Origin of the sequence: Paenibacillus turpanensis (assembly GCF_011421635.1) — a bacterium.
Classification (GTDB): domain Bacteria; phylum Bacillota; class Bacilli; order Paenibacillales; family YIM-B00363; genus Paenibacillus_AK; species Paenibacillus_AK turpanensis.
This window is the reverse complement of the sequence record NZ_WTLI01000010.1, coordinates 105398-124010: the sequence shown is the minus strand read 5'-3', so window position 1 is coordinate 124010 and position 18613 is coordinate 105398. Positions and strand designations below refer to the sequence as shown.

At 48.3% G+C, this 18613-nt stretch carries 16 protein-coding genes; 10 read left to right on the top strand and 6 right to left on the bottom strand.

Translation table 11 applies throughout. The features are described 5' to 3' along the window. Nucleotides 1-92 precede the first annotated feature (92 nt). Together glnA and serC are read left to right on the top strand one after the other, a co-directional pair. The gene (gene glnA, locus GQS10_RS11150; protein ID WP_166242063.1) at nucleotides 93-1517 is read left to right on the top strand and encodes a type I glutamate--ammonia ligase; all 1425 of its coding nucleotides are present in this window, start codon (nucleotides 93-95) and stop codon (nucleotides 1515-1517) included. Between the two features lie 158 nt (nucleotides 1518-1675). After that, nucleotides 1676-2770: a 3-phosphoserine/phosphohydroxythreonine transaminase gene (gene serC, locus GQS10_RS11145; RefSeq protein ID WP_341805049.1), complete on the top strand. Its 1095-nt coding sequence runs from the start codon at nucleotides 1676-1678 to the stop codon at nucleotides 2768-2770. Nucleotides 2771-2932: 162 nt separating this feature from the next. Here the strand turns inward: serC and GQS10_RS11140 are convergent, their stop codons facing one another. Continuing rightward, nucleotides 2933-3652: a response regulator transcription factor gene (locus GQS10_RS11140; protein ID WP_166242059.1), complete on the bottom strand. Its 720-nt coding sequence runs from the start codon at nucleotides 3650-3652 to the stop codon at nucleotides 2933-2935. Between the two features lie 127 nt (nucleotides 3653-3779). Between GQS10_RS11140 and trmL the strand changes: the two genes are divergently transcribed. Together trmL and GQS10_RS11130 are read left to right on the top strand one after the other, a co-directional pair. Beyond that, nucleotides 3780-4244: a tRNA (uridine(34)/cytosine(34)/5-carboxymethylaminomethyluridine(34)-2'-O)-methyltransferase TrmL gene (gene trmL, locus GQS10_RS11135; RefSeq protein WP_166242057.1), complete on the top strand. Its 465-nt coding sequence runs from the start codon at nucleotides 3780-3782 to the stop codon at nucleotides 4242-4244. A 253-nt stretch (nucleotides 4245-4497) separates the two neighbouring features. Then, on the top strand, nucleotides 4498-4749 hold the full coding sequence (locus GQS10_RS11130) for an AbrB/MazE/SpoVT family DNA-binding domain-containing protein (RefSeq protein WP_166242055.1): 252 nt from the start codon (nucleotides 4498-4500) through the stop codon (nucleotides 4747-4749). Between the two features lie 369 nt (nucleotides 4750-5118). Here the strand turns inward: GQS10_RS11130 and GQS10_RS11125 are convergent, their stop codons facing one another. From GQS10_RS11125 to GQS10_RS11110, 4 genes are read right to left on the bottom strand one after another with little or no spacing between them, the layout of a single operon-like run. Beyond that, a complete protein-coding gene (locus GQS10_RS11125) occupies nucleotides 5119-6198 on the bottom strand; it encodes a phosphodiester glycosidase family protein (RefSeq protein WP_166242053.1) in 1080 nt (359 codons plus the stop codon). Beyond that, nucleotides 6195-6626 carry a hypothetical protein gene (locus GQS10_RS11120; RefSeq protein ID WP_166242051.1) on the bottom strand — a complete coding sequence of 144 codons (432 nt, stop codon included), beginning with the start codon at nucleotides 6624-6626 and terminating at the stop codon, nucleotides 6195-6197. The genes GQS10_RS11125 and GQS10_RS11120 overlap by 4 nt, the downstream gene beginning before the upstream one ends. Nucleotides 6627-6632: 6 nt before the next feature. Further along, the gene (locus GQS10_RS11115; RefSeq protein WP_166242049.1) at nucleotides 6633-8249 is read right to left on the bottom strand and encodes a response regulator; all 1617 of its coding nucleotides are present in this window, start codon (nucleotides 8247-8249) and stop codon (nucleotides 6633-6635) included. Further along, complete coding sequence (locus GQS10_RS11110; RefSeq protein ID WP_166242047.1) at nucleotides 8246-10078, bottom strand: cache domain-containing sensor histidine kinase; 1833 nt, start codon at nucleotides 10076-10078, stop codon at nucleotides 8246-8248. Before GQS10_RS11110 ends, GQS10_RS11115 begins: the two co-directional genes overlap by 4 nt. 152 nt (nucleotides 10079-10230) lie before the next feature. Here GQS10_RS11110 and GQS10_RS11105 point away from each other — a divergent pair, with 152 nt between their 5' ends. From GQS10_RS11105 to GQS10_RS11085, 5 genes are all read left to right on the top strand, one after another. Continuing rightward, nucleotides 10231-11115, top strand: a complete 885-nt coding sequence (locus GQS10_RS11105) for a carbohydrate ABC transporter permease (protein WP_166242045.1) — start codon at nucleotides 10231-10233, stop codon at nucleotides 11113-11115. After that, nucleotides 11115-11945 carry a carbohydrate ABC transporter permease gene (locus GQS10_RS11100; RefSeq protein WP_166242043.1) on the top strand — a complete coding sequence of 277 codons (831 nt, stop codon included), beginning with the start codon at nucleotides 11115-11117 and terminating at the stop codon, nucleotides 11943-11945. Before GQS10_RS11105 ends, GQS10_RS11100 begins: the two co-directional genes overlap by 1 nt. A 118-nt stretch (nucleotides 11946-12063) precedes the next feature. Next, nucleotides 12064-13362, top strand: coding sequence for an ABC transporter substrate-binding protein (locus GQS10_RS11095; protein WP_166242041.1), 1299 nt, complete (start codon nucleotides 12064-12066; stop codon nucleotides 13360-13362). Nucleotides 13363-13555: 193 nt separating this feature from the next. Then, nucleotides 13556-14761 carry an MFS transporter gene (locus GQS10_RS11090; RefSeq protein ID WP_243735109.1) on the top strand — a complete coding sequence of 402 codons (1206 nt, stop codon included), beginning with the start codon at nucleotides 13556-13558 and terminating at the stop codon, nucleotides 14759-14761. A 37-nt stretch (nucleotides 14762-14798) separates the two neighbouring features. Further along, a complete protein-coding gene (locus tag GQS10_RS11085) occupies nucleotides 14799-15752 on the top strand; it encodes an NAD(P)/FAD-dependent oxidoreductase (protein ID WP_166242037.1) in 954 nt (317 codons plus the stop codon). Here the strand turns inward: GQS10_RS11085 and GQS10_RS11080 are convergent. Next, nucleotides 15706-16467 (bottom strand): DUF2161 domain-containing phosphodiesterase, encoded by a 762-nt coding sequence (locus GQS10_RS11080; RefSeq protein WP_243735108.1) that lies wholly within the window; start codon nucleotides 16465-16467, stop codon nucleotides 15706-15708. The genes GQS10_RS11085 and GQS10_RS11080 overlap by 47 nt on opposite strands. A 123-nt stretch (nucleotides 16468-16590) precedes the next feature. On the opposite strand from GQS10_RS11080, the gene GQS10_RS11075 reads away from it, so the two are divergent. Then, the gene (locus GQS10_RS11075; protein ID WP_166242035.1) at nucleotides 16591-18486 is read left to right on the top strand and encodes a PrkA family serine protein kinase; all 1896 of its coding nucleotides are present in this window, start codon (nucleotides 16591-16593) and stop codon (nucleotides 18484-18486) included. Nucleotides 18487-18613 lie beyond the last annotated feature (127 nt).

The window sequence follows — 18613 nt, the reverse complement described above, 5'->3', positions numbered from 1 at the left end:
TTGCTCGTTTTATAATAACTCCAAGACGTCTCGATAAACAAGAACGTTAGTGGCTTATAATTTAAATAATGTTCGGAATTAGGAGGGGTAACATGTCAGTTGAAAATGTTTTGAAATTAATTAAAGAGAATAATATCGAATGGGTGGATTTTCGTTTCGTAGGTTTGTCCGGTAAAGCTCAGCACATTTCGGTACCCGCGGTAGAAGTGGAAGCTGAGACTTTTGAAGTCGGCGTTGCATTCGATGGTTCTTCGATCCCAGGCTTCCGCGGCATTGAAAACTCCGACATGGTGATGATGCCGGTTACGGATACGGCATATATCGATCCTTTCACGCAGCATCCGACATTAATTATTATGTGTGACATTTATACGCCGGAAGGCGAGCGTTACGATCGCGACCCGCGCGGTATCGCTCAAAAGGCGGAAGAATATCTGCAAACAACAGGCATCGGTAACGCAGCTTACTTCGGTCCTGAATCCGAATTTTTCATTTTTGACGATGTTCGCTTCGAAACGGGCATGAACAAGTCCTTCTTCGAAGTAGATTCCGAAGAAGCAGCTTGGAACACAGGCCGTAAAGAAGAAGGCGGAAACCTTGGGTACAAAGTACCGGTTAAGGGCGGCTACGTTCCAGTTCAACCGGTCGACACGCAGCAGGACCTCCGCAGCGAAATGTGTCGCTTGATGATGGAAGCAGGCATCCGCATTGACCGTCACCACCACGAAGTGGCGACTGCAGGTCAAGGCGAAATCAACTTCCGTTTCGACACTCTTACTAAAACAGCTGATAACCTATTGAAATATAAATATATCGTTGCAAATACTGCACGCCAATACGGCAAAGTAGCTACCTTCATGCCAAAGCCTCTGTTCGGCGACAACGGAAGCGGTATGCACGTACACCAGTCCATTTTCAAAGACGGCACTCCGTTGTTCTACGAAAAAGGCGGATACGGCAACATTTCCGAAATGGCAATGTACTATATCGGCGGTATTCTGCACCACGCTCCAGCTCTGATCGCTTTCACGAACCCAAGCACAAACTCGTTTAAGCGTCTGGTTCCTGGCTACGAAGCACCAGTTAACCTTGTATTCTCCAAGGGTAACCGTTCTGCGGCAGTTCGTATCCCAGTTGCTTCCGTTACTCCGAAAGCAGCTCGTATCGAATTCCGTACGCCGGACTCCACTGCGAACCCGTACCTTGCATTCGCGGCAATGCTGATGGCTGGTCTTGACGGAATCAAGAACAAGATCGACCCTCGTAAGCTTGGCTATGGTCCAGTTGACAAGAACATCTATGAGCTTCCTGAGTCTGAAAAAGGTGATATCCGCAGCGTACCTGGATCCCTTGAAGAAGCGATTGACGCGCTTGTTGCAGATCATGAGTTCTTGCTTGAAGGCGGCGTATTCACGAAGGAATTCATCGATAACTACGCTGAACTGAAGCGTTCTGAAGCGAAGTCCGTTGGAATCCGTATCCATCCGTACGAGTACAACCTGTACTTCGACTGCTAATCTGCAATTATCTTCGAAATCATACCAAAAACCGTGTAGGACACAAATTCTACACGGTTTTTTTCTTGATATGGTAAATGCGAAATATTCCCTTGAACGGGCCCTTCAATCTTGCTATCATAACGATAACGAATCCGAACCTACGGACAAATAGAGGAGTGGAAGCAGTGAAACGTGCGTACAATTTTAATGCAGGACCGGCTGCCCTGCCATTAGAAGTTTTGCAGCAGGCACAAGAGCAATTTGTCGATTTTCGCGAAACCGGCATGTCGATTATGGAAATGTCGCATCGCGGCGGAGTTTATGAATCCGTACATAATGAAACAATTGATTCGCTGAAGCGCATTTTGTCGATCCCTGACGGATACCAAGTGCTCTTCCTGCAAGGCGGGGCAAGTACACAATTCGCGATGATTCCTATGAATCTGCTGGGTGCGGACCAAACGGCCTGCTACATACACACGGGGAGCTGGGCGGATAAAGCGATTAAAGAAGCGAAGCTTATTGGCAGCACAGTAGTTGTGGCCAGCTCGGAAGCTGACAAATTTACGAAGACGCCGGATGTAAGTGGGCTGGAGCTGCCGGAGAATGCGGCTTATCTGCACTTAACTTCGAATGAAACCATTGAAGGCGTTCAGTTCAAGCAATTCCCTGACACCGGATCGGTTCCACTTATTGCGGATATGTCCAGCGATATTTTGAGCCGTCCTCTTGAGGTTTCCAAGTTCGGCATGATTTACGCGGGCGCTCAGAAAAACCTCGGCCCATCGGGCGTAACCGTTGTTATCGCCCGCCAGGATCTGGTGGAGAACAGTCCGAAGCATGTTCCGACGATGCTTCGTTACAGCACGCACACGGCAAACAACTCCCTGTATAACACTCCTCCTTCATTTGGAATTTATATGGTCGGACTTGTCCTGAAATGGATCGAGAATCAAGGCGGACTTCTAGGCGTTGAAAAGAAAAATGCGGAGAAATCAGGCTTGATCTATAATGCGATCGATGGAAGCGGCGGTTTTTATCGCGGGGTAAGCGATCTTACCAACCGCTCCATGATGAATATTACGTTCCGCTTGCAAAACGAGGAGCTGGAGAAGCAATTTGTAAAGGAATCCGAGCAGGCCGGGTTTGTTGGTCTGAAGGGACATCGCAGCGTTGGCGGCTTGCGTGCATCGGCTTATAATGCGGTTCCTTACGAGGCGTGTGAGGCGCTTGCACAGTTTATGAAGCAATTCCAAGAAAAGCACGGGTAACGAAAAACAAGCACGGTGAATCTTATAGAACTCTTAAATGTGCCGTCGTAAACACGACGGCACATTCACTTTTAGTGCAGGCTGGAGCTGGACAAACATAAAGAACCGCCGTTGCTCGGGAAGAGCGTACGGCGGCGGGTTGCAGTTGATTCGCGATGTTATCTAAGCAAAGCTTGATTCTTTCGGTACCGAAGGCTCCGTAAGTTTGTATCCGACATTTCGAATCGTTACAATATACTCTGGGCTGCGCGCGTTTTTTTCAATTTTGTCGCGCAAATGGCTGATATGCACATCGACAATTCGAGTATCTCCGAGGAAATGGTAGTCCCACACCCCATGCAGCAGCTGCTGTCGGCTAAGTACTTTTCCGCGGTGTTTGAGCAGGAAGAGTAGAAGCTCAAATTCTTTAGGAGTTAAGTCAACTGGATTGCCTTCGACATTAACCGTCCGTTGTTCAGGATCGATAGTTAAGCTTCCGATGGCAATCGGTTTATTCTCATTGGATGGCGGCATGATATTGATGCGGCGAAGAATGGCTTGAATACGGGAAATGAGTTCCTGGGGGCTGAACGGCTTTGTCATGTAATCGTCGGCCCCGTTATCCAATCCGGCAATCTTATCGGATAAATCCTGCAGGGCGGTAAGCATCACGATCGGAACCATGTTGTTCTGACTTCTCAACTTGCGGCACACTTGAATTCCATCCATCTTTGGCAGCATAAGGTCCAAAACAATCAGATCAGGACGAAATTGTTTAATGACTTCGAAAACGGCTTCTCCGTCGTATACGCACATGACGTCGTAGCCTACCAGCTTCAAGTTAAATTCAATCAGCATGGAGATCGATGGTTCATCATCGACTACAAGAATTCTTTTTTTCATCAGATCACCTTTTTAAGAGGGTATGCTTCTATTATGAAGCCCCTCTATCATCCGCATATTAAGATTAAGTAAAACCAATGTAAAATCAATGGGCTTCTATAAAGTGAAATTGTGGAGGATGACAATCATGGCTTTTCATATTGTGTTAGTAGAACCGGAGATCCCTGCAAATACCGGAAACATTGCACGTACCTGTGCAGCGACGGGAACACACCTGCACTTAGTGCGGCCGCTCGGCTTCCGTACGGACGACGCAACGCTGAAACGGGCTGGGCTCGATTATTGGTTTGCAGTGAACATTCATTATCACGACTCTTTTGATGAGGTTTTGCAAGCTTACCCGGAAAGCCGGTTTTTCTTTGCGTCAACGCGTGCGAAGCTGCCTCATTCCGGGTTTGAGTATAAGGATGGGGATTTCTTTGTATTCGGCAAGGAAACAGCGGGACTGCCGCAGGCGCTTCTTGATCGTTTTCCGGAAACATTAATTCGTATTCCGATCAGCGGTGATGTCCGTTCGCTAAATTTATCGAATTCTGCCGCAATTGTAATATACGAAGCACTGCGCCAAATAGGATATCCTGGATTGTCCTGAGCCAATGGTAACGATGGAGAGAAAGATGGAAATGGGAATTTTTGTTCTTGTATTGTTACAGCTTTGACACAAAAGGGACGATTTTAGGAGTTACGTTAGAAGCTGTGAACAAATGTCAAGAAAAAAGCAACTATTTATTGCCGTTAAAAGCATGAAATAGCCTATTTTTGAAACGCGTCAAATGAACTGTCCATAGTACCAAAGTAGAGGTAGAATAGGTTGTGAGAGGGAAATTATCCATTGGGGTGAGATCATGAAACCAGCTGGTGTAGTACGTAAAGTAGATCAACTTGGACGCATTGTGCTGCCGAAGTCGCTCCGCAAACGCTACCAAATGAACGAGGGCGATCCGGTTGAAATTCTAGTTTCCGGCGATCATATTATTTTAGAGCGTTATCGTCCAAAATGTGTGTTCTGCGGATCGATGGATGGAGTATCCGAGTACCGTGAACGCCATGTGTGCACGCAGTGCCTTGGCGAAATGAAGCTAATTGTGAACCGCTAAGCTAAGACAACGCACAAGGGTTCCATCATTGGCAGCGGCCAGTTGATATACAACCTTACCATGCAAGACGTACGCAACACAAAAAAAACGACTCACGAGGAGTCGTTTTTTTGTTGTATCCAAACGAGAACACTTATCGGATCAAAGAATTATAGGCCTTCTGTTTTATCGTCGTTATAGGCAGCCGTCAAGATCGCAACAATAAACATTGCCAACACGATGAAAATAATCCAACTGGCGCTGGTCATGAGTAATAACCTCCTGAAGCTTATATTGTTTGTATTATACCCCAGTAAACAGCAATTGAAAATGCGAATTTGGGGAGAAAACGCAAAATGTTGTGAACAACGCTTACAACGCAATCTGTTCTCATTCAAAAAAGAGAAAATGAGTCGCCAGCGGTCGCAGTTTTCCATCGGAAGGACGATTAATAATATCTTGCCCCCAAATTAGGGAGGAGGAGCCTCCTCCGTCTAAATTATAAGCGTCCATAACGCCAAGCGAAATGAGCTTATCTTGCAGCTCAGGCAGAGTGGCACCGGAATTGCCGTTTTCGTCATATCCATCGGTTACGAGAAATAAAAGCTGATCGTTCTTATAATTGGCAATGACGGTGCGGGGCGCACGCCGAGGAGATGTGAGCCACATGGAAGGAATTTCTTCCCTCATACCATTCCGTAAGAGAATAGGGACGAAGGTAGCGCCGAAAACCGGTTCCAGCTTGTCCAAGTCCTCCTGCTTTGAAAACTTCCCGCCGATCAATTCACGCTTCTTATTTAAACCTACAAAAAATAAATCCTCAAAGGTCGGCTCGAAGCCGTACACATACTTTCCGTCAAGCATTGTCGTGCTAAGGGGAAACCGCTTTCCGGTCCGCGGCTCATCAGCAAAGCCGCCCGCATTAACTCCTGCTGCAGCACCGTAACGGCTAACCGCACTAAGCGTCGTTTCCGAGCTGCCAAGCTTGTCCTTTCCCAGTACCATTTTCATAGCCGAATCGCTTTTTAAGGTTACTTTTAAGGCATGGCCCCGATAAGTAGGCTCGACAATTTCAAACAGCTTTAAATCAATATTCGGTGAAGAAAGGGTACGAATCGGATTTCCGCCAAGCAAAGCGGTGGTTCGGGCATCGAGGATCTGTGAAGGCACAAGAGACAGCTGCGTTACTTGATCCTGCAAGCCCTTGAGCTCGTTCCCGCTTTTTTGATAAGCTTCCAACACTCCGTTCATGGATTCGCCGATAGCGGAAGCATTTCCGGTTGCTTGCTCCAACGAGCTGTTCAGCGGTCCCGCAGCAGCAGAAGGGGCCGCTGCAGGGAGAGAAACCGACGAGGGCTCGGGTATTGTTACGGTCCAATCGGCAGCGGCAGCGGCAAACATCAGGACGCCAAAGAACGGAGCAGTGAGGAGCAGGAAATAGCGGTTGACCTGCTTCACAGTGAGGTTCATTGTAACATCTCCATTTGCTTCTGCAGCGCATTCAGCTGGTTTTTCAGCTCTTGAAGCTGTGTGTACAGCTGATTGCTATTATCGGTATTGGCATTAGCGTTATCCTTGGCGAATGCGAGAAGATCGTTTAACGCATTAATTTTTTCCTGCATCTTGGCGATTTCAGCCGTAAATGCGGCCTGTGTCTGCTCGAGCTGGAGCGTGTATTGCTGCTGAACGGCTTCCAGCTGAATCGCGGTTTGCCGGGATATTTCATTTTGCAGCTGTCGTTTGACGTAGTCGGTATAATAATAGGCCGTAGTAAAGCCTGCCGCGATGAGTAAAACCCATGCTACGAGAAAGCCCTTATAGGAGCGCTTCTTCGCTCTCCCCTCCGAAATTCCGGTATAAGAGGGAGCTGCTGCTGGTCCGGCTGGAGTATTCATCATGATGAATCACCTCGTTATTGATTTTCGGAACTCTCCGGGAGTCATTAATTTCGCCTTCTTGAACACTTTGCTGAAGTATTTTTCGTCTTGATAACCGACCATTTCCGCAACCTCGCTAATTTTCAGAGCTGGATTAGCCAGCAGCACGCATGCCTTCTCCAAACGGATCCGTGTCAAATAGTCGGATAAGTTTTCCTGGAACTCTTGCTTAAACTTACGTGAAATATACTCTCGGCTCAGGAAGAAGTGCCCGGCAATATCCTGCAGTGTAATATCCAAATGGAAATTGGATTCGATATACTTGGCGATCTCATGGATCACGCTGCCGCTTCGCTGCCGGTTTTCGGTTACACGCTCCGCGAGGGTGACCAGCAGATTGCCAAGCTGCTTCTCCCATACCGCAAGGGACAGACGCCCCTCCTCATCCTGCGGGGCTTGAAGCGGAGGGTTTTCGATATAAGGCATATCCGCCTCGTTATCGTAAAGCTCCTTCATCCAGTGTGATTTTAATACGGAAAACTCATGCCACCATAACTCAAGCTGTTCCGGCGTTATGGAAGGCAGCTTGCGGATTTCGCCGAACCATTTGGCAAGCTCCTGCCGAATCAGATTTTGATGCCCGCCGAGGACGGCAAAGCGGATATGATCGGAATAATCGGTCAAATGCACGCTGCGGAGGGCTGTTCTGCCGGCCGAATCTCCTTCGTATATTAGAATCCTTGGCTCCAGGGTCAGCAGGTTCCGCTGCTTTAAGGCAGTCTCCGCCTGCTTAAGCGATAAAGGAAGCTCCGCCGGAAACGTTACGACGGATCCGACTCCGATATTCAGCTTTGCATCAAATGTACGATAAATCCCCGTTAGAATTTGTTCGAGTAGAGCAGCGGTATGGTCAAACCCCGTCCACAGCACGATGCCAATTTCGTTCTCATGGTTCCAGTGCCGGAAGGCGTAGCCTTTGGTGCCGGAGAGAAGAATTTCATTGGCTACATTCAACAAAGAAAACATAAGCAAATCATGATTGCCGAGAAATTTTCGGTGCAGCGCAGCTGGCAGCATGTCCAATGTAAGGAGAGCAACCTGCGCCCGAACGGTGTCGGTACTTATGCCAAACTGCGCCTGCATGGTCTCAATTGCCTGATCATGTGACGGAGGATAAATAAGCAGGTTAGAAAACCATTTGTCCCAAAATACAGGCTTTAATTGGTTCATTTCGATCGACTTGCGACGGTCCTGCTCTCGAGCGGATTCCTCCATCCTCCAGCTGGAAACCGCTTTTTCTAATGCAGTCTGCAGCTGATCCGGGTCGATCGGTTTCAGAATATAGTCCTGGCCGCCGTATTTCATCGTGCTGCGCACAAAGTTAAAATCGTCATGCCCGCTGATGACAATGGTTTTGGATAACGGATGATAATGATGAATCCATTCCAAAAGCTCGACACCGTTAAACAGCGGCATCATCATATCGGTAAGAACGAGTTCGGGACGACTGGATTGAATGAGCTCGACTGCCTGCTTCCCGTTCTCAGCCTCTAAAATTTCAGTGACATCTAAGGTATCCCATGTGACCAGCAGCTTAATAGCTTCCCTGACATGCTGTTCATCATCAACGATTAGCACTTTCATGATGGCTCTCCTGCTTCTTTCGATAAGGGTATATGCAATGTAATTTTAAAGCCGTTCGGCTCCACTGTGTTTTCCGCTAATATGAGAGCTTCTTCTCCGAAAAATAGTCTTAGTCGGGCGGCTACGTTGACGAGCCCGATATGCGGTCGATCGCCGTCTCTAGCACTGCTAGAATCCGGACGATAAAGCGTCCGCTGTAAAATTTGCAGGCGGCCCGGGTCAACAGAGGGACCATTGTTCCAAATTGTAATAACGGTTTCCCCCGAGGTCGGGTAAAGCTTGGACGAGATGCGCAAAATCTCAGAGGCTGCCGTTGACTTTTCAGCACCCATCCCATGCTTGAAATAATTTTCGACGATAGGCTGCAGCACCATCTTGGGCACGGAAATATCCTGTGTGGTCTCTTCAATGTCAAATATAAATTGAAAGCGGTCGCCAAAACGCTGCTTCTGCAGCTCCAGAAACGCTTTCACATAATCCAGCTCCTTGTGCAGCGGAACGACGGTTTCCTCATTGTTCATGCTGTACCGCATCATTTTGCCGAGGGAAGAGATTAATTTATAAACATGCGGAGCTCCGGACTGTAGGGCTAAAGTTCCGATAGACTGCAGCGCATTGTTTAGAAAATGCGGATTGATTTGAGCCTGCAGCGTCTTCAGCTGATACGTCTTATTAGCCAGCTCAAGCCGATATTCTTGCATGATCAGCTTATTAATCGTCTGCATCAGAGAGCGGAAGCGCCTGGCGACCAGCCCGATTTCATCCTGGCTTTGCACTTCGATGTCTGCGTTGAAATTCCCGGTCTGAACCGCATTCATATATCCGATTAATCCTCGGATCGGCTTCGTAATACGGAACGATAAAAAGACCGTAGCTGTCACGGTAACAATTAAAAAGCCGAATAATACTTGGGTATTCAGTCCTGTAATCGTTCTTGCATCCCGAAAGAGCATATCGTTCGGAATTCGTTTGACCATCGTCCAATCCAAATATTCAGCAGTCATCCTCGTTACAAGATGGACCCCTTGAAATTTGTCGTCCCGCCATTCATAGCTGTTTTGATCCAATTGTTCGGACAGCGCCTCAGTTACCCACGATTCGTTCTTGGGCTGGCCGATCTCAGCCGGATTAGGGGAGTAAATGATCGTCCCCTTTTTGTCAAAAATAAAGAGTTCTTCTTCACCCGGAACGTACAGCTGCGAGCATAATTGACGGATCATATCCATGGAAATATCGATTGATAAAAATCCGAGTAAATGCTCGGTCGGCAGCCGGTATATCGGACGGTGCATCGAAAGCACGACAGGGCGCGAATAATAGGAAGGAAGTTGGATACCATATCCATGAGTGATATGCGGGGGCTCGATAAAAGCGCCGTACGCTTTTTCAGGACGCTCTAACTTCGTTCCGTTTCCCCGAGTACTGATTTGGAAGCCCTGCCTCATTAAGAACGAGCGATCGCTTTGGAGAAGATGCAAATTGACCTGCACGATCTCTTTCACAGCTTGCGAAGTGACGAGAAGCGCTTTCGTAATCTGCTGATTACTTGCCGTGTCGTCGTAATCCCGGTCGATAATTTTGTAAATGGTATCCTCGTAAAAGGTGTCGATATAGACGGACATCGAGTTTTTGTCGACGACATTTAAATAGTTAATGATATTAATTTTTCCTTGCTGCGTGAGCTTTAAGTTTTCGCTGACGCTCTGCTCGGTTACGGATTCTTTCGTATAAAAATACGTAATCAATATCGAGGTAGCAATCGGAATTACGGTAGCAATCAGCATAAACACGATCAATTTGCTGCGGATGCTTGTCCGTATGAAGTTCATGATGATGGCCTCCGAGAAAAGAATAACGGTCTCTTCTATTGTAGCATACAGGTCAATATATTCCACCAAACCGTTCATGTTCGTCAGTGCCAAATTTTTTACTCTTTTTCTATACTTAATAAATATCATCAATATGAGAAGGGTGAAACCAAATGTCCGGAACGAAAAAATCGAGCGAATGGCTGCAGCAAATCGTATTTGTGGGACCCGCTCTGATTTTCTTTACCATTATTGTGGTCCTGCCGTTTGTACTTGGCATGTATTATTCGTTCACCTCCTGGAACGGGGTGTCGGATGAGATTACGTGGGTCGGTTTGGCCAACTTTAAGGATGTACTGACCAACGATGACCAGTTTCGCAATTCGTTTTGGTTTACTGTCCGTTTTACGTTCACAGCAGTAATCCTTACAAATCTTGTCGGTTTCCTGCTCGCTCTGCTGCTTACTCGAAACCTGAAGACAAGAAACACGCTTCGTACCGTATTTTTCCTGCCTAACGTCATTGGCGGATTGCTACTCGGTTTTATCTGGCAGTTTATCTTTGTAAAAGGCTTTCAGTCCATCGGTGCAGTGACAGGTATTCCGTTCTTCACCATGCCTTGGCTTGGAACAGAGGAGACGGCATTTTGGGGCATTGTTATCGTTGAGGTTTGGAAGGGTGCCGGTTATCTGATGGTAATTTACATCTCAGGCCTGATTAACGTGCCGCGTGAGCTGATTGAGGCAGCAGATATCGATGGAGCCTCCTGGTTCCAGGTGCTTCGCAATATCATCGTTCCGCTGATTATGCCGGCGGTAACCGTTTGCTTGTTCCTCGCGATTTCGTGGTCCTTTAAGTCGTTTGACGTCATTATCGCCTTGACCAAAGGCGGACCGTTCAATTCGACGGAGGCGGTCGCAATCAACATTTATAATGAGGCGTTCACTCGAAACCGTTATGGAGCGGGAACGGCGAAAGCATTCATTTTCTTCATCATCGTAGCGGCAATTACGGCCCTTCAGGTTCGATTGACGAAGAGTCGGGAGGTTGAAGCATAATGGAAAACAAATATACGGGCCGGACCTTAACATTAGAAATACTGGGGATCCTCATTGGTCTGCTGTTTCTGGTACCTTTTTATTTCGTAATCGTCAATTCGTTAAAATCGTTCGCTGAACTGCTTACGAATTCGGCTGCGCTTCCGAAAGATATCGTTTGGAACAACTATACGAGGGCGTGGAAAATCCTTGATTATCCAAAGGTGTTTACGAATTCTCTGATCATTACCGTGTTCAGTAACCTCGGGCTCGTAGCCATCAGCTCGATGGCTGCTTATCGGCTCGTGCGCAACCCATCGAAATTCAATAATTTCGTTTTCGCCATATTCGTTGCCGCGATGGTTATCCCGTTCCAATCGATTATGATTCCGCTTGTGCGCGTAACGACCAATTTTGGTCTGATGGGAAGTATTCCGGGATTGATCGTATGTTATTTCGGATTTGGGGTATCTTTAACAATGTTCCTATATCACGGGTTTATTAAGACGATCCCGCGTGAAATTGAAGAATCGGCCCGTGTGGACGGCTGCAGCCCTTACGGGGTGTTTTGGCGAATTGTATTCCCGCTGCTGAAGCCGATGACGGTAACCGTAATCCTGCTTAACAGCTTATGGATTTGGAATGACTATTTGCTGCCGCTTCTTGTTCTTACGGATCCGGATCTCCGCACGATCCCGCTCGCAACAAGCGCCTTCTTCGCGCAATATACAAAGCAATGGGATTTGGCGCTTGCGTCGCTTGTGCTGGGGGTAACGCCAATTGTCATTTTCTTCTTGTCCATGCAGAAGCATATTATTGAAGGGATTACGGCTGGGTCGGTAAAAGGGTAACGCTTTCAAAGTTAATATGTTCCACCCTTTTGTTCAATATCGTCAGTGTAGCCAGTCATGCCAACCTTCTATAATTGGCATGTAAGCACATACAAAAATATTTTGGGAGGTCACATCCATGAAAAAGTTTTGGACCGTAGCGCTTGCCGCTACGATGCTTTCTTCCGCACTGACAGCCTGCGGCGGCGGTAAAGATGATGCAGGACAAACGAATACAGGTGGAGCTGGCGGAGATGCGAAGAAAGACGTAACCATCCGCATTTTCCAGTATAAGGTAGAGATTGCTGAGCAGCTGAACAAGCTGAAGGAAGAGTACGAAAAAGCGCATCCGGGCGTGAAGCTGCAGATTGAAACAGTCGGCGGCGGCGCGGATTACGGCGCAGCACTGAAAGCGAAGTTTGCTGGCGGCGAGGAGCCGGACATTTTCAATAACGGCGGTAACTCCGAGCTGGATTTGTGGATCGATAAAATGGAGGATCTGTCCGGCGAGCCTTGGGTTGCGAACATGATCGACTCCACAAAAGCTCAAATTTCCCGCGACGGAAAAATCTATGGGCAGCCGATTGGTATTGAAGGCTACGGCTTCCTTTACAACAAAGAGCTTTTTGATAAAGCAGGAATTACACAAGTTCCGAATACATTAGCTTCGCTTGAGGATGCGGCGAAGAAGCTTCAAGCTGCAGGCGTGGCAACACCGTTTGCGAACGGCTATCAAGAATGGTGGATTCTTGGCATTCACAACATGAACGTAGCACTTGCGAATCAGCCGAATCCGGACCAGTTTATTGCCGATTTAAAAGCAGGCAAGGTACAGCTTAAGGACAATAAGATTTTCCAAGATTGGGTTAACCTCCTTGACCTTACGGTAAAGTACGGCTCTAAAACTGCATTAACAACAGATTACAACACGCAAGTTACTGAATTTGCAACAGGTAAAGCAGGTCTGATGCAGCAGGGCAACTGGACGCAGGTTCAAATCAACAAGACGAACCCAGACATTAAGATTGGTGTGGCTCCAATGCCAATCAGCAACGAAGCTACAAGCAAAATTTTCACGGGCGTACCGAACAACTGGGCGGTTAACAAAAATTCGAAGGTAAAAGAAGAAGCAAAAGCATTCTTGAACTGGCTCGTATCTTCCGAAACCGGCAAGAAATACATTGTTAACGAATTTAAGTTCATGCCTGCATTCAAAAATATTGAATTCGACGCAGCAGCACTTGGCGATATCGCAGCATCGATTCAAACGTATACGAAGGACAACAACACGCTTCCTTGGCTGTGGTTCAAGCTCCCTGACGGAGCTACACAAGAAATCGGCGCTCATATGCAAGCTTATATCGCCGGCAAGATTCAAAAGGATCAGCTTCTGACAAACATTCAGGACACGATTGTGAAGCTGGCCTCCAAGAAATAAGCATAGCTCGATGAAAAACGGTCTCTGAGAGGCCGTTTTTTCCTTTTTCGGGAGATTTAGAGGTTTAATGGCGTTTCCTAATATTTGGATGAGTTTGCTACAATGAATGAAAAGGATTTCACAACGATGGAGAGAAGGCGCCGCCATGAACCTGATGTTTAGGAAATCGATTTTCTTTCAGTCCGCACTTCCTATGGAAAGGCGTTTATCGGGAAATGCGAAGCTTTCTCTAGCCATTCATTGGTGTTTTACATTCGGTTCGTCGATGTCTGGCGTATTTTTAAGCTTGTACCTATGGAGACTAACCAATGACCTCTGGGTAAATGGAATGTACCAGCTCATCAGCTTTGCCTGTACTCCTTTGGGGTTTGCTCTCGGCGGTTTGTTCGCCAAGAAGAAAGGCCCGATGGCCACTATCCGGGTCGGGATTGCCTTAACGGCGCTATTTTACTTGGCTGTTGTTATCGTACAAACGGACGTCGTTAAGTACTACGTTTGGTTTGCGATTTTTCAGGCTTTAGCCGGGTCGTTTTATTGGGTGAGCTATATTACGCTGATGTATGACGTATCTACAGATCAAAATCGGCTGCGTTACCTGGCACTCAATATGATCACGTTCACAACTGGCAATCTGGCGGGTCCGGCGTTGGCCGGTGCGATCATTGCGTGGAGCGTAGGCTTGACGGGATACATTTTCGTCTTTACGTTATCTTTTATTATGTTCGTGATGACGGCGCTGCTCAGCACCCGATTGCGGTCCGCATCCAGCCACCACAAGTCCTATTATTTAAAATACACCGGACTGCTCATGAAACGCAGCCGCCGGTTTACGAAGATGCTGTTCGGCTTTTTTACCATCGGATTATTCCAAGGAATTATATTATTTCTTCCAAATATATTACTGTTCGAAGCAGTGGGCCGTGAGGATGCTGTCGGTTATATCGGAATGGGGCTGGCAGCCTTAACGGTGACGACGGGTTGGCTGATTTCAAAGTACGGAAGGGAAAGCAGCGCTCAGCTTTATGTGAAAGCAGGAGCCGTGGGTTTGATTGCCGGGACTGTTCTACTCGTTGTAGACGGCCAGTCGTTATGGACGATCTTGTTGTTCATGTCTTTTCAAAATGTGTGCTTCCCCCTCATTGTCAATACCTTATCCGCATACCAATACCGAATCATTGGCGGGCTCCCGTTAAAAGGAAATTTGCGCATTGAAACCGTTGTCTTACGGGAGTCTTTCCTCAATGCCGGCAGAATGCTCGGTACATTTGGCATTATTTTATTTTCCGCAGAGGTGTCTTCGGTTTGGATCGGGATCATCTTATTGGCGGCTGCATCGGCTCAGCTGCTGCTTGGCTGGCTCATTGAGAAGGACGGGGATACTTTACAGAGATCTGCATAACCTACCCGTAGACCACGTTGAAGGAGGCAGTCTGTCTATGTACGATTGCATCATTGTCGGCGGTGGGATCGCCGGGCTTCAGGCGGCTATTCAATTGGGCCGTTACGGAAGGAACGTCATGGTTATCGATGCCGGTGAAGGCAGGTCGCTTTTATGTCACCGATACGGCAATATTCTAGGGTATCCGGATGGGGTGGACGGCGCGTATCTGAGAGAAGTAGGCAGAGCGCAGGCGGAATCGTACGGAACGCGGTTTGTAGCGGACAAGGTTGTGCGTGCGGCTCGTTTATCCGGGGGAGAAGGATTTCGCGTATTTGGGGAAAGCACGCTGCGTGAAGGGGAGGAATCTCGCGCACTGCTGCTTGCTACCGGTATTGCCGATCGTTTTCCAGAGCTTCCGGGCCTTAGAGAATGCTTTGGGATTTCCGTTTATATTTGCCCGGATTGCGACGGCTATGAAGTCCGCGGAAAGCGTACGGTTGTGCTAGGCGCCGGGGATGCAGGGGCCCGAATGGCACTCACCCTGACGTATTATACCGACGAACTTATTTTTGTTAATCATGAAAAAGAATTGGTACGAGAAGATCTGCGTGAAAAATTAGCGAAAAAGCAGATCGAGGTTGTCAACGAATCCGCGGCCGAAATTGTACAGGCTAACGGAGGATTTAACGGCATCCGCTTAAGCGGCGGGAAAGTAATTACCGGCGACAAAGCGTTCATTGCCTTCGGCGGCAATAAGGTGAAATCCGATTTGGCCTCCGACCTTGGAGCAGAACGGCTTGAAAGCCGCCACATTGTTACCGATCCGCGAACCAAAATGACCAGCGTACGCGGGCTCTGGGCAGCCGGGGACATCGGCGTCCATTCGGAGCAGCTTGTAATTGCGATGGCCGAAGGACATCAGGCCGCAATATGGATGCACAAATATTTAATGGAAAAAGGCTTTAAAAGACCTTATCAGGAGAAGTCGAACGAGTTTGTGATGTCGTAACGACCTCGGCAAATTCCTTCAGCCCGGCCTGGCCGCTTTCGGTTAAGCCGTATACCCCGCGCTCAATGCGGCGAAACCATCCGTATACGTTGCGTTGAAGGATGGCGGCTGCTTTGCTCGATCCGGTCCGTTCACGCAGTTCTCTGGGGCTGAGCGGGCCGTGTTCGGCAAGGCATTGCGCAATGGCGAGCGCTTTCTCGCGGTATGCGGTAACCAGCTTGACGCGTGTTGCGCCTCCGACGTTATAATCCCCGCTGCGTTCCGCAAATTCCTGGGCCATCCGAGCCCTTTTCAGCTTAGAAAGGCTTTTCGGCGGTAATCCAGCGGCATAGGGCTCACACAGCACTTCAACGAAGGGCTTTTTTTTGCTGTAGAAGGTTACCCCCAGCAGCCCGATGCCAAGACGCCGGCACAGCTCGAGAATATCTCTCCAGCGCCCGCCGGAAGCGGCGCGCTTGCGGTATTCGACGGCCGCATAGACGGAAGCTGTCAGGCTTTGCCGTTTCATGGCCTGCAGGACAAGCCCCAGCTGGAACGTTCGCTTCAGCTCCACGATCACCGGTTCGCCCGCTGCATCTCCCGTTGGGTAAGCAACCAAATCACAGCCGTTGACCTCGCTTTTTACCGTATAGCCCCGTTCCTCCAAAAATCGTTTGACCGGAGCGTACAGCTCCGTTTCATGCCTTATCGGCATGTCCATCAGCTCCTTCTTCATTCCCTCTACTATAGCAAAAAGCTTTTTCTTTAAAAACAGGTAAACTTACCTCACGCCGCCGCATACTTATTTAATACACTCTTAAAATCTTGTGAGCTGTGCAGTCTGGGAGGAGGGGTACCCATGAACCTTTTTGAGCGCATTCAACAGCATCGGTCGGAAGAGGAACGGTTAGCGTGGACGGGAACCTTTGCGGATTATATTGAATTACTGCGGCAAAATCCCCATTTGGCGATGACGGCCCATAGACGAGTTTATGAAATGATTGAATCGCTTGGCATTACCGATGAAAACGGACAGCGGACGTACAAGTTTTTTGAACAGGAGATTTTTGGCCTGGATCGGGCAATTGAAAAATTAGTCGAGGAGTACTTTCATTCGGCGGCAAGAAGATTGGATGTGCGCAAGCGGATTTTGCTGCTCATGGGACCGGTCAGCGGCGGGAAATCGACGCTTGTGACGCTTCTAAAGCGGGGGCTGGAACGCTTCAGCAGGACGGATCGCGGCGCTGTATACGCGATTAAAGGCTGTCCGATGCACGAAGAGCCGCTGCACCTCATTCCGAACGAGCTTCGTCCGGAGGTAGAGAAGGAGCTGGGCGTCATTATCGAAGGAAGTTTATGCCCTTCCTGCCAAATGCGTTTAAAAACGGAATACAACGGCCGAATTGAGGATGTTGAGGTGGAGCGGGTGCTCATCTCGGAAGAAGGCCGCGTTGGGATCGGAACCTTCTCTCCGTCTGACCCGAAATCGCAGGATATTGCAGACTTGACCGGCTCGATCGACTTTTCGACCATTACCGAATACGGCTCGGAATCCGACCCGCGGGCGTACCGCTTTGACGGCGAGCTGAACAAAGCGAACCGCGGTATTATGGAATTCCAAGAAATGCTGAAATGTGACGAAAAGTTTTTGTGGAACCTGCTTTCTTTGACGCAGGAAGGCAATTTCAAGGCGGGACGATTTGCCTTAATTTCCGCTGATGAACTTATCATAGCTCACACGAACGAATCGGAATACAAAGCGTTTATCGCTAATAAGAAAAATGAAGCGCTGCAGTCCCGTATGATCGTCATGCCGGTGCCATACAACCTTAAGGTATCGAAGGAAGAGCTGATTTATTCCAAATTGATCGGCCAATCCGATATGAGCCATGTCCATATTGCACCTCACGCGCTGCGAGCCTCCGCGATTTTCTCCATATTAACCCGACTCAAAGAAACGAAGAAGCAGGGCATCGATTTGCTGAAGAAAATGCGGCTGTACGACGGGGAAGCGGTTGAAGGGCTGAAGGATGGAGATTTGAAGGAGCTGCAGAGCGAATATGCGGAAGAAGGAATGTCCGGCGTCGATCCGCGCTATGTCATTAACCGGATTTCCAGCGCGCTGATCCGCCATGATCTGCAGTGCATTAATGCGCTTGACGTGCTGCGTGCGCTCAAGGACGGTTTGGATCAGCATGCCTCCATCAGTAAGGAGGAGCGGGAGCGTTATTTGAACTTTATATCGATTGCTCGTAAAGAATACGATGAACTCGCCAAGAAGGAAGTGCAGAAGGCCTTCGTCTATTCGTTCGAGGAGTCGGCGCGTACGCTGTTTGAAAATTACCTCGACAACATCGAGGCGTACTGCAACTGGCAGAAAATTCGCGACCCGTTAACGGGTGAGGAAATGGACCCGGATGAGCGGCTTATGCGCTCCATTGAGGAGCAGATCGGCATTAGTGAGAACGCGAAGAAGGCGTTCCGCGAGGAAATATTGATCCGGATGTCTGCCTATTCCCGCAAGTCCCGCAAGTTCGAGTACAACTCGCATGAAAGGCTGCGCGAGGCGATTGAGAAAAAGCTGTTTGCCGACCTCAAGGATATCGTTAAAATCACGACGTCGACGAAGACGCCGGATGAAACACAGCTGAAAAAGATAAATGAGGTGAGCGCACGGCTGATTGACGAGCATGGCTATTGCCCGGTCTGTGCGAATGAACTGCTGCGATATGTGGGAAGCTTGCTGAACCGATGAGGATGCTGTCAAACGAGTGTAAAGTGAACTGGCTGAGGAGCGCGTTTCTATTCCAAAGCCGGTTCATTTTTTTGAATAAAAAATGCCTGCTTATCTCATTCTACATTGGATACTAGGAAGGGATAGG

What these genes read in the sequence shown, in the direction of transcription:
- GQS10_RS11090 (WP_243735109.1), top strand. Translation starts at nt 13,556, where the DNA reads ATGGAAAGGCGTTTATCGGGAAATGCGAAGCTTTCTCTAGCCATTCAT.
- GQS10_RS11130 (WP_166242055.1), top strand. Translation starts at nt 4,498, where the DNA reads ATGAAACCAGCTGGTGTAGTACGTAAAGTAGATCAACTTGGACGCATT.
- trmL (WP_166242057.1), top strand. Translation starts at nt 3,780, where the DNA reads ATGGCTTTTCATATTGTGTTAGTAGAACCGGAGATCCCTGCAAATACC.
- GQS10_RS11115 (WP_166242049.1), bottom strand. Translation starts at nt 8,249, where the DNA reads ATGAAAGTGCTAATCGTTGATGATGAACAGCATGTCAGGGAAGCTATT.
- glnA (WP_166242063.1), top strand. Translation starts at nt 93, where the DNA reads ATGTCAGTTGAAAATGTTTTGAAATTAATTAAAGAGAATAATATCGAA.
- GQS10_RS11080 (WP_243735108.1), bottom strand. Translation starts at nt 16,467, where the DNA reads ATGAAGAAGGAGCTGATGGACATGCCGATAAGGCATGAAACGGAGCTG.
- GQS10_RS11105 (WP_166242045.1), top strand. Translation starts at nt 10,231, where the DNA reads ATGTCCGGAACGAAAAAATCGAGCGAATGGCTGCAGCAAATCGTATTT.
- GQS10_RS11095 (WP_166242041.1), top strand. Translation starts at nt 12,064, where the DNA reads ATGAAAAAGTTTTGGACCGTAGCGCTTGCCGCTACGATGCTTTCTTCC.
- GQS10_RS11125 (WP_166242053.1), bottom strand. Translation starts at nt 6,198, where the DNA reads ATGAACCTCACTGTGAAGCAGGTCAACCGCTATTTCCTGCTCCTCACT.
- GQS10_RS11085 (WP_166242037.1), top strand. Translation starts at nt 14,799, where the DNA reads ATGTACGATTGCATCATTGTCGGCGGTGGGATCGCCGGGCTTCAGGCG.
- GQS10_RS11140 (WP_166242059.1), bottom strand. Translation starts at nt 3,652, where the DNA reads ATGAAAAAAAGAATTCTTGTAGTCGATGATGAACCATCGATCTCCATG.
- GQS10_RS11100 (WP_166242043.1), top strand. Translation starts at nt 11,115, where the DNA reads ATGGAAAACAAATATACGGGCCGGACCTTAACATTAGAAATACTGGGG.
- GQS10_RS11075 (WP_166242035.1), top strand. Translation starts at nt 16,591, where the DNA reads ATGAACCTTTTTGAGCGCATTCAACAGCATCGGTCGGAAGAGGAACGG.
- GQS10_RS11110 (WP_166242047.1), bottom strand. Translation starts at nt 10,078, where the DNA reads ATGAACTTCATACGGACAAGCATCCGCAGCAAATTGATCGTGTTTATG.
- GQS10_RS11120 (WP_166242051.1), bottom strand. Translation starts at nt 6,626, where the DNA reads ATGATGAATACTCCAGCCGGACCAGCAGCAGCTCCCTCTTATACCGGA.